Below are 13,118 nucleotides of genomic sequence, written 5' to 3'. Positions count from 1 at the left end.
TGCTTAGGGCGCCAGATGACACACCGCTTCGATATTGTGTCCATCTGGCGCAATGACAAAGGCGGCGTAGTAATTGGCGTGGTAATTAGGCCGCAGTCCCGGCGCGCCGTTATCCTTGCCTCCGGCGGCCAGCGCCGCGTGCCAGAAGGCATCAACCTGCTCGCGGCTGTCGGCGCAAAAGGCGATATGCAGCGGCGCGGGTTTATCTTCGCTTTGATAGAGGCATAAAGAGGCATCGTTCGCCCCGGCTAGCTCCGCGCCGTAAGCCGGCTCGCCTTCGCCTGCCAGCGTCACGCCGAGCGGCGCCAACGCCTGTAAAAAGAATGCCTTGCTCGCGGCATAATCACTGACGCCAAATTTGACATGATCGAACATAAATTCTCCTTGTGGTTGGGAATATCTGTACGACATCACCGTGTCGTTAAAATGAGAAGGGCACAGATACTGATTTAATTAACAACGGTGATTAACTAATTTAACAGCTCGAATTGTTTAATTATTCATTAAGCGAGTATTTACAGGTGCTTAATCTGCCATGTACCATAAACAAAAAATAACAAATGTGATACATATCACCCTTTATTGGCGCTTTGGTAAAACCAAAGGCGCGAAATTTCCGCATGACTTACCGCACTCAGGTTATTAAATGCCCGATCTTATCGTGACAACCCGGTGAATATTTGCGCCATTTTCCCGCGTTACGTTGAGAATCGTCTAATATCCAAACGATAACCCTATAAATCTTATCGCTATTGGCGATTTATTGTACGTCTTATTGGCCAAAGCCAGACGGTCTGTTTCGCAACAGTTCAATGGTATCGGTACCAGAGCGGGGTTTGCTGGGCTTGTAAGCGACAAAACAGTATTTTTAATTGACAGGAATGTGATTATGTCGAGCGAGAAAACCAACAATTCAAGGCGTGATTTTTTAGTAAAATCAATGGCCTTGATTCCAACGGTCGTCATCGGCGGCGGCAGCGTGGGCGCCATTGGCGTGGCGGCGAGCGCCACGGCACAGGCGGCCTCCGCACCCTCAGCCGGTGGCAACGCGGCATCCAGCGACTGGAAGCCGCAATTCTTCAACGATCGCGAGTGGCTGTTTATCAACGCCGCCGTCGCTCGCTTAATCCCGGCCGATGAACTCGGTCCCGGCGCCAAAGAGGCCGGTGTGCCGGAATTTATCGACCGTCAGCTCAACACCCCTTATGCTACCGGTTCCATCTGGTATATGCAGGGGCCATTTAACCCCGACGTGCCGAAAGAGATGGGCTACCAGCTGCCGCTGGTACCAAAACAGATTTATAACCTCGGTATCGCCGATGCCGAAGAGTGGTGTCAAAACCAGTATCACAAGAGCTTTGCTGAACTGAGCGGCGAGCAGCAGGATGAGGCGCTCGGTCTGTGGGAATCCGGCAAGGCGCAGTTCAAACAGCTGCCGGCCTCGCTGTTTTTCTCCTATCTGTTGCAAAACACCCGCGAAGGCTTCTTTAGCGACCCTATCCATGGCGGCAATAAAGGCATGGTCGGCTGGACGCTGATTAATTTTCCCGGCGCGCGCGCCGACTTTATGGACTGGGTTGAACGAGGCGAACGCTATCCCTTCCCACCGGTATCAATTAATGGGGAGAGGGCGTAATCATGGCGACCGTATTGAAAAAAACCGATGTGGCGATCGTTGGCTTCGGCTGGGTTGGCGCGATCATGGCCAAAGAGCTGACCGAAGCGGGGCTCAACGTCGTCGCGCTGGAACGCGGTCCGATGCGCGATACCTGGCCGGACGGCGCTTATCCGCAGGTTATCGATGAGCTGACCTATAACATCCGCCGCAAGCTGTTCCAGGATCTCTCTAAAAGCACGGTGACGATTCGTCACAACACCAGCCAGCAGGCGGTTCCCTACCGTCAACTGGCCGCCTTCCTGCCGGGCACCGGCGTTGGCGGCGCGGGTCTGCACTGGTCCGGCGTGCATTTCCGCGTCGATCCGATCGAACTGCGTATGCGCAGCCACTATGAAGAGCGCTACGGCAAAAACTTCATTCCCCAGGATATGATCATCCAGGATTTCGGAGTCACCTACGACGAACTGGAACCGTTCTTCGATAAAGCGGAAAAAGTCTTTGGCACCTCCGGTACCGCCTGGTCGGTCAAAGGGAAGGTTGTCGGTAAAGGCCGCGGCGGTAACGCCTTCGCGCCGGATCGCTCGGACGATTTCCCGCTGCCGGCGCAGAAAAATACCTGGTCGGCGCAGTTGTTTGAAAAAGCGGCGCTGGAAGTGGGCTATCATCCCTATAACCTGCCGTCAGCAAACACCTCCGACTCCTATACCAACCCGTATGGCGCGCAGATGGGGCCGTGTAACTTCTGCGGTTTCTGCAGCGGCTACGCCTGCTATATGTATTCGAAAGCCTCGCCGAACGTGAACATCCTGCCGGCGCTGCGCCAGGAAAAACGCTTTGAACTGCGTACCAACGCCAACGTACTGAAGGTCAATCTGACTGACGATAAATCCCGCGCCACCGGTGTGACCTATGTCGACGGTCAGGGCCGTGAAATGGAACAGCCGGCGGATCTGGTGATTATCGGCGCCTTCCAGTTCCATAATGTGCATCTGATGCTGCTTTCCGGGATTGGTAAACCGTACAATCCTGAGACTGGCGAAGGGGTGGTCGGGCGTAACTTCGCCTATCAAAACATGACCACTATCAAGGCCATTTTCGATAAAGATACCTTCACCAACCCGTTCATCGGTGCGGGCGGCAACGGCGTCGGCGTCGATGACTTCAACGCCGATAACTTCGATCACGGTGCGGCGGGCTTCGTCGGCGGTTCGCCGTTCTGGGTTAACCAGGCGGGGACCAAGCCTATCTCCGGCCTGCCGGTGCCTCCGGGTACCCCGGCGTGGGGCAGTAAGTGGAAATCGGCGGTGGCCGACACCTACACGCACCACCTGTCGATGGATGCCCACGGCGCGCATCAGTCCTATCGCCAGAACTACCTCGATCTTGATCCGAACTACAAAAACGTCTTTGGTCAGCCGCTGCTGCGCATGACCTTCGACTGGCAGGAAAACGACATCAAGATGGCGCAGTTTATGTTCGATAAGATGGCGCCGATCGCCAAAGCGATGAAGCCGAAATATATGCTCGGTAGCCCGAAAAACGCCAATAGCCACTTTGACACCACCAGCTACCAGACCACCCATATGAACGGCGGCGCGGTGATGGGCGAAGATCCGAAGACCAGCGCGGTGAACCGTTATCTGCAGAGCTGGGACGTGCATAACGTCTTTGTCATCGGCGCTTCCGCTTTCCCGCAGGGGCTGGGCTACAACCCGACGGGTACCGTTGCCGCGCTGGCCTACTGGTCGGCGAAGGCTATCCGCGAACAGTACCTGAGAAATCCGGGTCCATTGGTGCAGGCATAAGGGAAAGCAAATCATGAAAATGCAATGGTTATCGGCACTGGTTCTCGGTGCGTTAAGCTGCGCGGCGTTCGCTGAAGAGGCGCCCGCGGACAGCAATCTGATTAAGCAGGGCGAATATCTGGCGCGCGCCGGCGACTGCGTGGCCTGCCACACAAACGGTAAAGAGGGCAAACCTTTTGCCGGCGGTTTGCCGATGGAAACGCCGATCGGCACCATTTATTCCACCAACATCACGCCGGACAAAGCGCACGGTATTGGCGGTTATACCTTCGAAGAGTTTGACGACGCGGTGCGTAAAGGCGTGCGTAAAGACGGCTCCACGCTCTATCCGGCGATGCCGTATCCTTCCTTCGCCCGTATCAACGAAGCGGATATGCGCGCCATGTACGCCTACTTTATGCACGGCGTGGAGCCGGTGAACGTCGCCAACAAAGACACGGACATCCCGTGGCCGCTGTCGATGCGCTGGCCGCTGGCGTTCTGGCGCGGCATCTTCGCCCCGACGCCGAGCGACTTTGTCGCCAATCCGCAGGTGGATCCTGTACTGGAGCGCGGCCGTTACCTGGTGGAAGGGCTTGGCCACTGCGGCGCCTGCCACACCCCGCGTAGCCTGACGATGCAGGAAAAAGCGCTTAGCGAAAGCGAAGGTGATAACTACCTGGCGGGTAGCAATGCGCCGATTGACGGTTGGGTGGCTTCCAGCCTGCGCGGTGAGAATCGCGACGGTCTGGGAAGCTGGAGCGAAGCCGAGCTGGCCGAGTTCCTGAAAACCGGGCGCAATGATAAATCCGTGGTCTTCGGCGGCATGAGCGACGTGGTTGAGCACAGTCTGCAGTATCTCTCGAATGACGATATCACCGCTATTGCCCGCTATCTGAAGTCGTTACCGCCGCGCGGCGGTAAACAGACGCCAGCCCCGGTTGAAGATAGCGTGGCGAAAGATCTGTGGAAAGGCGATGACAGCAAAACCGGCGCGGCGCTGTACGTCGATAACTGCGCCGCCTGCCACCGTACCGACGGTGTCGGTTATAAACGCGCGTTCCCGTCGTTGAAAGGCAACCCGGTGGTACAGACTGAAGATGCGACCTCGCTGATTCACATCATTCTGACCGGCAACACCACGCCGGCGGTGAAGGATGCGGTCTCGAACCTGACCATGCCGTCGTTCGGCTGGCGCCTTGACGATCAACAGGTCGCGGATGTGGTCAACTTCATCCGCACCAGTTGGGGCAACAACGCGCCGCCGGTGAGCGCCAGCGATGTGGCGAAAGTACGTAAAGATAAGTCGATGATTCGCGATGAGAAGGCGTTAGGTAACGCCGACGTCTCGAAACTGCCGGCTGCTGCAGAGTAACTGGGCCGGGGCGGGGCACTGGATTCGCCCCGCCTGAGGTAAAAAACGTGATGACACCTGAACAACAGGGGACACAGCCATGATGCCGGAACTGGGCAACTATCTGCTGTGTCTGGCGGCGGGGCTGGCGCTGCTGCTAAGTATCTTTCCGCTATGGGGCGCGGCGCGTCAGGAACGATGGCTGATGGCATTAGCCCGGCCGCTGGCCTGTGCGCTGTTTATCTGCATCATCGGCGCGTTTGCGCTGCTGGTGCATGCCTTTGTAATCAATGATTTCACCATCCGCTACGTGGCGGAAAACTCCAACACCGCGCTGCCGGTGTGGTACCGGGTGGCGGCCACCTGGGGAGCGCACGAAGGCTCTTTGCTGCTGTGGGTGCTGCTGCTCAGCGTGTGGACGTTCGCCGTCGCGCTCTTCAGCCGGCAGATGCCTTCCGACGCGGTGGCGCGGGTGCTGGCGGTAATGGGGATGATCGCCTTCGGTTTCCTGCTATTTATCCTGTTCACCTCCAATCCGTTCAGCCGTAGCCTGCCGCTGTATCCCGTAGATGGCCGCGATCTCAATCCTATGTTGCAGGATATCGGGATGATTTTTCATCCACCAATCCTTTACATGGGCTACGTTGGCTTCTCGGTGGCCTTCGCCTTCGCGATTGCGTCGCTGCTGGCGGGGCGGCTGGATACCGCATGGGCGAGATGGTCGCGCCCGTGGACGCAGGCGGCGTGGATGTTCCTGACACTTGGGATCGTGCTGGGCTCGGCGTGGGCCTATTACGAACTGGGCTGGGGCGGCTGGTGGTTCTGGGACCCGGTGGAAAATGCCTCGTTTATGCCGTGGCTGGTTGGCACCGCGTTGCTGCATTCGCTGGCGGTAACCGAAAAGCGCGGCAGCTTCCGCGCCTGGACGGTGCTGCTGGCGCTGGCTGCGTTTTCGCTGTGCCTGTTGGGGACTTTCCTTGTGCGATCTGGCGTGCTGGTATCGGTGCACTCCTTTGCCTCCGATCCGGCGCGCGGGATGTTTATTCTTGCCTTGTTGACCCTCGCGATTGGCGGCTCGCTGCTGCTGTATGCGGTGAAAGGTGGGCGAGTGCGGGCGCGAGTGGAACATACGCTCTGGTCGCGCGAGTCGTTCCTGCTTGGCAACAATATTCTGCTGATGGCCGCGATGCTGGTGGTGCTGTTAGGCACGCTGCTGCCGCTGGTGCACAAAGCGCTGGGTCTGGGGACGATATCGATCGGCGAACCGTTCTTCAATACCATGTTCACCGCGCTGATGGCGCCGTTTGCGCTGCTGCTGGGGCTGGGGCCGCTGATTCGTTGGCGGCGCGACCAGCCGGGTAAACAGCTTAAACGACTGGCGATATCTCTTCTGGTGACGTTGTCACTTTCTCTGGCGTTGCCATGGCTGCTTCAGGACCGCATCACCGCGATGGCGGTCATCGGCCTGATGATGGCGCTGTGGGTGCTTATCTTCGCGCTGATTGAAGTCCACGAGCGGGCCACGCATCGCCACGGTTTCTGGCGCGGCCTGCGTACCTTAACGCGCAGCCAGTGGGGCATGGTGCTCGGCCATGTCGGCGTGGCGGTAACCGTTATTGGCATCACCTTCAGCCAGAACTACAGCATCGAGCGCGATGTCCGCATGCGGGCTGGCGACAGCCTCGATATTCATCGTTATCACTTCGTCTTCAAGGGCGTGCGTAATATCGTCGGGCCGAACTGGAGCGGCGGCGAGGGGGTGATTGCCGTCAGCCGCAACGGTCGCCCGGAAGCCACGCTGTATGCCGAAAAACGCTTTTACACCGCCAGCCGGATGATGATGACCGAAGCGGCCATCAGCGGCGGGTTTACCCGCGATCTTTACGCTGCGCTGGGTGAAGAACTGGATGATGGCAGCTGGGCGGTGCGTCTGTACTATAAACCGTTCGTGCGCTGGATCTGGTACGGCGGCGTACTGATGGCGCTGGGTGGGCTATGTTGCATGCTCGATCCGCGTTACCGCCGGTCGCGGCAACAGAAAACAGCAGCGGATCGCAATGACATTAACCGCTCGCTGTACCAGTCCCGACTGCGCGAACTTGAGCAGGAGCGCACTGATAGTAATGAAGCGATGATCGTCGAGCTGCAACGTACGTTGTTGGCGGATATTTCGCCGCAGGAACCGACGCGCGTTCGGCCGCTTAGCCGTTGGTTGCTGCTACCGGGGGCGCTGTTATTGGTCTTCGTCAGCGGCGGGCTCTATCTGAAAACCAGCGACGTGGGTCAGGTGCTGCTGTGGCGACAAAGCGAGCGCCATTATCCCGCGCTGCTGGCGCAGGCGAAAGATCCGACCGCGGCGCCGCTGCGGATGGATGAGTTGGCCCAGCTGAGGCTTGGGCTGCGCAGCCATCTGCAGGATAGCCCTGACGATCTCGCCGGCTGGCAACTGCTTGGGCGGCTTGGCCTGCTGCTAAACGATGGCGAGACGGCGATCGGCGCGTTCGGGCGGGCGCATAAGCTGGCGCCGGATGACCCGGCGGCAAGTTTTGATTACGCCAGCGCGCTGGTGCGGGCGGGCGATAACGCGCAGATGCGGATGGGCGAGCTGTTGCTGCGCGAGCTGCATCAGCGGCAGCCGAAAAATCTGCCGGTGCTGGAGATGCTGGCGCTCAGCGCGGTACGTAATGAAGACTATCCGCAGGCGGTAGCGGCGCTACAGCAGCTGCTGATGTTGTTGCCGGAGGGCGATGCCCGCCGCGAGGCGATTGCCCGCCAACTGGCTCAGGCGCAGCAGGCTCGGTAGTAGATACTGTTAGCGGTTGGCAACGGTTTTGTCGCACAGGGGTTTTCCCGGAGGCGGCGCGTTGCGCCTTCTCCGGGCTACCAAATCGCACAGCGCTGTAGCCCCGGTATGCGGCAGCGCCACCGGGGGGTTGGAGGCCATTGGTACCGGCAGTTTCAGCCAGCATGGTGAATAAATTAAAGGCAGGCCGTACGGACCGTAGATACTGTTATCGGTTGGCAACTTTTTTGTCGCACAGGGGGTTTCCCGGAGGCGGCGCGTTGCGCCTTCTCCGGGCTACCAAATCGCACAGCGCTGTAGCCCCGGTAAGCGGCAGCGCCACCGGGGGTTTTGAGGCCATTGGTACCGGCAGGGCCGTAGGCCGGGTAAGGCGTAGCCGCCACCCGGCAAAATAACGGCGTAACAGACGAAAAAAAGCCCCTGCGAACAGGCAGGGGCAAACCATGTCAGAGCTTATTTTTTTATTAATTGAATACCATGCCGCCATCGATCAGCAGCGATTGACCGGTCATATAATCGGAATCCGGGCTGGCAAGATAAGAGACGCAGGCGGCGACATCTTCTGGCTCCGACAGGCGACCAAGGGTGATGCGTTTGGCGAATTCGGCGGTGCCATAGCCCAGAGGTTTACCGGCCGCTTCGGAGACCTGACGATCGATCTCGGCCCACATCGGCGTTTTCACAATCCCCGGGCAGTAGCCGTTGACGGTAATACCCAGCGGCGCCAGGTCGCGGGCGGCGGTTTGCGTTAAACCGCGTACGGCGAATTTGCTCGAGCTGTAGACCGCCAGTTCCGGGTTGCCGACGTGGCCGGCCTGCGAACAGGCGTTGATGATTTTGCCGCCGTGACCCTCTTTTTTAAAGGCATCGACTGCCGCCTGAATCCCCCAGATCACCCCTTTAACGTTGATGTTGTAGACCTTGTCGACAATCTCCGGCGTAATGGATTCGATAGGCGTCGATGGCGCAACCCCGGCGTTGTTGACGATGACGTTGAATCCGCCCAGCGTTTTCCGCGCCTGTTCGACGGCGGCAAACACCTGCTCGCGGTCGGAAACATCGACTTTGACCGCGATGGCCCGGCCGCCGTGCTGATTGATTTCATCCGCCACGGCTTTTGCAGTGGCGTCATTGTAATCGGCGATCGCCACGGCAAAACCGTCCTTCACGAGGCGTAACGCGATAGCTTTACCAATGCCCTGACCGGCGCCGGTGACAAGTGCGACTTTTTTCATTTCCATTTCCTTTTGTGATGACTTAAAGAATCTGACTCAGGTGTAGCTGGCCCATCAGCAGCGGGTTATCGCGGTAATCCACGGGGATGGCGACCACCGCCGGGCCGTCGACGTCCATCGCCGCGCGTAGCGTCGGCTCCAGCGCATCAGCGCTTTCCACCGCAAACCCTTTCGCGCCGAAGGATTCGGCATAGGCTTTAAAATCCATTGGCCCGAACTCGACGCCGGACAGGCGTTGATATTTTTTCTCTTCCTGGATAGCAACCATGTTGTAGCCGTTATCGACCCAGATAAGATGCAGGATGTTGGCTTTCAGGCGGACCGCCGTTTCCAGCTCCATACTGGATTGCAGAAAACCGCCATCGCCGGAGACCGAGACCACTTTGCGCTGCGGATTGACCAGCCAGGCCCCGATGGCCCACGGCAGGGCGACGCCCATGGTTTGTTGACCGTTGGAGATCATCACCTGACGGGCGCGGAAGCTGTAGAGATAGCGGGCGATCCAGATATGGAAGCTGCCCATATCGACCGTCAGCGTGACGTCGCTGTTGACGATATCCTGCATGGCGCGAACGATACGCAGCGGGTGCAGGGCGAACTGATTCAACTGCGCTCCGCGGCGGTCAAGCAGTTCCCGCTGATGCTGGCGGTCGTGGAGGATTTCAGCGGCCTGCGGCGAGAGCACCAGCCGATGATCGATATTTTGCGCCAGCTTGTTCAGCGTGCCGGCGATGTCGCCCACCAGCTCGACATCCGGCGTGTAGTTACGCTCTTCATAGGCGGGCAGTACGTCGATATGTACCAGCGTCGCGTTGCCGCTGTTCCACATCGCCGGTTCGTATTCCACCGGGCTATAGCCGATGCAGATAACCAGGTCGGCCAGTTGCAATAAGCGGTCACCGGCCTGATTGTTAAACAGCCCGACGCGCCCGGCGAAGCGCGAGAAGTTATCCTGATTGACCGCCCCGGCGGCCTGATAGGTGCTGGTGACCGGAATATGGCTGGTTTCCAGCAAACGATGCAGCGCGGCGCTGTTTTCCGTCTGGCTGGCCATCAATCCAAGCAGGAACACCGGATTCTTCGCCTGGGCAATCAACTTCGCGACCTGATTGATTGCCTCGTCAGGCGCGGCGCCCATCTGCGGCGCGCTGCTGGCGGGCAGCACTTTGCCGGTCGCCGGACCATCGACGACATCCTGCGGCAAGCTGACGAAGGCGCTGCCCGGGCGCCCCTGCTCGGCGGCGCGAAAGGCATTAGAAACCACTTCCGCCAGCGCATCCGGCGAGGTCACTTCCACGGCGTATTTGGTGACCGGGCTGAACATCGCCACCGTGTCCATACTCTGATGCACCTGTTTGGCTTTATCGGCGCGTTTGACCGCGCCGCCCAATGCCACCACCGGGTCGCCTTCGCTATTAGCGGTGGCCATGCCGGTTATCAGGTTGGAACAGCCCGGACCGGAGGTCACCAGCGCGACGCCCGCTTTGCCGGTAATACGCCCGACCGCGGCGGCCATAAAGGCGGCATTGGCCTCGTGGCGCACTGGAATAATGCGGATTGAGGAGTCCAGTAACGAGTCGAAAACCTTATCGATTTTAGCGCCGGGGATCCCGAAGACCTGGCGTACACCTTGCGCTTCCAGTTGGCTGACGACCAGATCGGCGCCGTGCGCCCACTGGCGCAGCGGATACTGTTTGTCCATGTGAACCTCCTAACTTTCTACTGAACGGATGGCGGCATCGAGATTGTCGGGATGCAAATTGGCCTGCAGGAACGCGCTGTCGGCGGGAAGATCGATCATCAGCTTATGAATTTCGCCGAAGGTCAACACCCCGCTGTCGAGCTGGTAGTCCAGCAGGTGGCCGCCGCCCTGGCGGTCATCGGTGATAAAGTGTTCGTGATAGCCGGCGACGTTAATTCCCTGCATATGCTGTGGGGTACGAAAACCGACCAGTACGCCGTCACGCTGGTTAAAGCGGAACACCGGCTGATCGTCGAGTACGTCGGTCATCGCCCGGTAGGGCGGCGTCTGACGCGGCACGGTGCGGGTATGGGCGTGGCGGAAATGACCATCGATTCGCAGCGCGCAGAACAGATTGTCGGAAGGGATTTGCTGGTCAATAACCTCATGCAGCTGCTGGCGGCTGACCGGATGGTCAAAGGTTTTACGGTACTGCGGCTGAAACCAGGTCATTACCGCAAACGGGGTTTTCTGTTCCGGACGCGCTTTACGCGCGCTGCCGTCGGCACGCAGTTGATACACCTGGCTGCTAAACGCGATCAGCTCGCCGTCGAGTTCATTAAAAGTGCCGAGCCCGAAATCGCCGTGCTTCAGCAGGTCCGCAATGGTGGTGGTACCTTCGTAGACGCCGCTAAGCAGGGCGCTCATCAGCGAAGTTTGATATAGCACGCTATCGGGATGCTGGGCGGAAAACGCGCGTAGCGTTTCACACAGACTCTCTTCGCAGGTGCAATCTGAAGCATGATTCATGAGCCACTTCCTCGTTCAACAAATATAAGAAAGGTTAAATAAAGGTTGACCCGATTCAGCTCACAGTTCCAATATAGAAACCATGCTGGTTTGAGACGTTTTCGATATGGAACTTCGTTATCTACGCTATTTTGTCGCCGTCGCCCGGACGCGGCACTTCACCCGGGCAGCGAAAGAACTGGGTATCTCACAGCCACCGTTAAGTCAGCAAATTCAGCGGCTTGAGCGAGAGGTTGGCACTCCGCTGTTGCGTCGGCTAACCCGCGGGGTGGAGCTGACCGAAGCCGGGGAGTCCTTTTATGAAGATGCCTGCCAAATCCTCGCGCTGAGCGATGCGGCGCTGGAAAAGGCCAAGGGCATTGCCCGCGGCATGAACGGCAGTCTGTCGTTAGGTATTACCAGTTCTGATGCTTTCCATCCGCAAATCTTCACCTTGCTGCACCGTTTTCAGCTAGAACATCCGGGCGTCGCCCTCCATCAACAGGAAGGCAACATGGCGAATTTGATGGCGGCGCTGAGCGAGGCGGAGATCGATATCGCCTTTGTCCGCCTGCCGTGCGAAAGCAGCAAGGCGTTTAATCTGCGTATCATTGATGAGGAGCCAATGGTCATCGCACTGCCGCGCGATAATCCATTGTCAGCGGAGCCAACGCTGGCGCTGGAGCAGCTGCGGGACGTCGCGCCGATCCTCTTCCCGCGTGAAGTGGCGCCGGGTTTGTATGAGCTGGTGTTCAATAGCTGCCTGCGCGCCGGTATTGATATGAACCGCGCCAGGCAGTCGTCGCAGATTTCATCGTCGCTGAGTATGGTAAACGCCGGATTTGGTTTCGCGCTGGTGCCGCAGTCGATGACCTGTATCGCGCTGCCCAACGTCAGCTATCAATCGATACAGGGGACGCCGGTTAAGACCGATATTGCCATCGCCTGGCGCCGTTTTGAGCGCTCGCGTACGGTGAAGCGATTTTTGGAGATGTTCTAATTCCCGGGGCGCATAGCGTGACCCAACGGAGATACGCTGACCTTTTCTCCGTTGGGTTAGCGTTACTGCGCCACCCAGCCGCCATCCATATTCCACGCCGCGCCGCGAACCTGCGCGGCGGCGTCGCTGCATAAAAATAGCGCCATTTCCCCCAGTTGCTGAGGCGTCACGAATTCGCCGGAGGGTTGTTTTTCGGCAAGCAGCTGCGCTCTGGCCTGCTCCGGGTCGGCCCCCTCGGCGATACGTTTATCGATCTGCTGCTGAACCAGCGGCGTCAGCACCCAACCGGGGCAAATCGCGTTGCAGGTAATGCCGGTACGCGCGGTCTCCAGCGCCAGCGTTTTGCTAAAACCAATCACCCCATGCTTAGCGGCGACATAGGCGGATTTCTCTTTCGAGGCGACTAACCCATGCACGGAGGCAATATTAATAATCCGCCCCCAGTTGCGCTCGCGCATGCCCGGCAGCGCCAGGCGGCTGGTGTGGAAAACGCTGGACAGATTTATCGCCAGAATATCGTTCCATTTTTCCACCGCGAACTGCTCCACCGGCGCAACATGCTGGATACCGGCGTTATTAATCACAATATCGACGCCGCCAAATTCGCTTTCGGCATAGCGCATCATGGCTTCAATTTGCCCGACGTCGCGCAGGTCGGCATCGTGATAGCCGGGAATTTTACCCAGCGCGGCAACCTCGGCTCGCGCGCTCGTGCTGTCGCCAAAACCATTCAACACCAGCTGCGCGCCGGCCTGCGCCAGTACTTTGGCAATGCCTAAACCAATACCGCTGGTGGAGCCGGTGACCAACGCTGTTTTACCGTTTAAATTCATTTCGTTACTCCTTACATCAGG

Annotated in this window: 10 protein-coding genes and 1 pseudogene; 6 read left to right on the top strand and 5 right to left on the bottom strand. The window is 58.6% G+C overall.

Features of this window, described 5'->3' with window-relative positions; translation table 11 throughout:
* Positions 1-3: 3 nt before the first annotated feature.
* The gene (locus PGR09_RS16445; protein ID WP_020079032.1) at positions 4-375 is read right to left on the bottom strand and encodes a VOC family protein; all 372 of its coding nucleotides are present in this window, start codon (positions 373-375) and stop codon (positions 4-6) included.
* A gap of 511 nt (positions 376-886) precedes the next feature.
* Here PGR09_RS16445 and PGR09_RS16440 point away from each other — a divergent pair.
* The 5 genes and pseudogenes from PGR09_RS16440 (at position 887) to PGR09_RS16420 (ending at position 7,559) form a co-directional block, all read left to right on the top strand.
* Positions 887-1,636 carry a gluconate 2-dehydrogenase subunit 3 family protein gene (locus tag PGR09_RS16440; RefSeq protein ID WP_161799853.1) on the top strand — a complete coding sequence of 250 codons (750 nt, stop codon included), beginning with the start codon at positions 887-889 and terminating at the stop codon, positions 1,634-1,636.
* Positions 1,637-1,638: 2 nt separating this feature from the next.
* Positions 1,639-3,423, top strand: a complete 1,785-nt coding sequence (locus PGR09_RS16435) for a GMC family oxidoreductase (RefSeq protein WP_045397725.1) — start codon at positions 1,639-1,641, stop codon at positions 3,421-3,423.
* A 10-nt stretch (positions 3,424-3,433) separates the two neighbouring features.
* Complete coding sequence (locus tag PGR09_RS16430) at positions 3,434-4,777, top strand: c-type cytochrome (protein WP_161801909.1); 1,344 nt, start codon at positions 3,434-3,436, stop codon at positions 4,775-4,777.
* 79 nt (positions 4,778-4,856) lie between these two features.
* Positions 4,857-7,016: pseudogene (ccmI, locus tag PGR09_RS16425) on the top strand (c-type cytochrome biogenesis protein CcmI); the annotation flags it as partial.
* 18 nt (positions 7,017-7,034) lie between these two features.
* Positions 7,035-7,559 carry a tetratricopeptide repeat protein gene (locus tag PGR09_RS16420; RefSeq protein ID WP_430915640.1) on the top strand — a complete coding sequence of 175 codons (525 nt, stop codon included), beginning with the start codon at positions 7,035-7,037 and terminating at the stop codon, positions 7,557-7,559.
* Positions 7,560-8,023: 464 nt separating this feature from the next.
* On the opposite strand, the gene PGR09_RS16415 is transcribed toward PGR09_RS16420, so the two are convergent.
* From PGR09_RS16415 to budA, 3 genes are read right to left on the bottom strand one after another with little or no spacing between them, the layout of a single operon-like run.
* Positions 8,024-8,794, bottom strand: coding sequence for a (S)-acetoin forming diacetyl reductase (locus PGR09_RS16415; RefSeq protein WP_045397690.1), 771 nt, complete (start codon positions 8,792-8,794; stop codon positions 8,024-8,026).
* Positions 8,795-8,816: 22 nt separating this feature from the next.
* Positions 8,817-10,496: an acetolactate synthase AlsS gene (gene alsS, locus PGR09_RS16410; RefSeq protein WP_047046546.1), complete on the bottom strand. Its 1,680-nt coding sequence runs from the start codon at positions 10,494-10,496 to the stop codon at positions 8,817-8,819.
* Between the two features lie 9 nt (positions 10,497-10,505).
* Complete coding sequence (budA, locus tag PGR09_RS16405) at positions 10,506-11,285, bottom strand: acetolactate decarboxylase (protein WP_047078441.1); 780 nt, start codon at positions 11,283-11,285, stop codon at positions 10,506-10,508.
* Positions 11,286-11,391: 106 nt separating this feature from the next.
* On the opposite strand from budA, the gene PGR09_RS16400 reads away from it, so the two are divergent.
* Entirely contained in the window at positions 11,392-12,264 is an 873-nt protein-coding gene (locus PGR09_RS16400) for a LysR family transcriptional regulator (RefSeq protein WP_045397688.1), read from the top strand.
* 62 nt (positions 12,265-12,326) lie between these two features.
* Here the strand turns inward: PGR09_RS16400 and PGR09_RS16395 are convergent, their stop codons facing one another.
* Positions 12,327-13,097: a 3-hydroxybutyrate dehydrogenase gene (locus PGR09_RS16395; RefSeq protein ID WP_032707870.1), complete on the bottom strand. Its 771-nt coding sequence runs from the start codon at positions 13,095-13,097 to the stop codon at positions 12,327-12,329.
* Positions 13,098-13,118: the final 21 nt, after the last annotated feature.

The organism is Klebsiella sp. 141251, assembly GCF_050600725.1.
In the GTDB taxonomy this organism is placed as follows: Bacteria; Pseudomonadota; Gammaproteobacteria; order Enterobacterales; family Enterobacteriaceae; genus Klebsiella; species Klebsiella aerogenes.
This window is presented reverse-complemented; position numbering and strand designations above follow the sequence as displayed.

Bases quoted from the DNA above. Each gene is read 5' to 3' on its own strand.
- PGR09_RS16415 (WP_045397690.1), bottom strand. From the start codon at position 8,794: ATGAAAAAAGTCGCACTTGTCACCGGCGCCGGTCAGGGCATTGGTAAA.
- PGR09_RS16395 (WP_032707870.1), bottom strand. From the start codon at position 13,097: ATGAATTTAAACGGTAAAACAGCGTTGGTCACCGGCTCCACCAGCGGT.
- PGR09_RS16400 (WP_045397688.1), top strand. From the start codon at position 11,392: ATGGAACTTCGTTATCTACGCTATTTTGTCGCCGTCGCCCGGACGCGG.
- PGR09_RS16435 (WP_045397725.1), top strand. From the start codon at position 1,639: ATGGCGACCGTATTGAAAAAAACCGATGTGGCGATCGTTGGCTTCGGC.
- PGR09_RS16445 (WP_020079032.1), bottom strand. From the start codon at position 375: ATGTTCGATCATGTCAAATTTGGCGTCAGTGATTATGCCGCGAGCAAG.
- alsS (WP_047046546.1), bottom strand. From the start codon at position 10,496: ATGGACAAACAGTATCCGCTGCGCCAGTGGGCGCACGGCGCCGATCTG.
- budA (WP_047078441.1), bottom strand. From the start codon at position 11,285: ATGAATCATGCTTCAGATTGCACCTGCGAAGAGAGTCTGTGTGAAACG.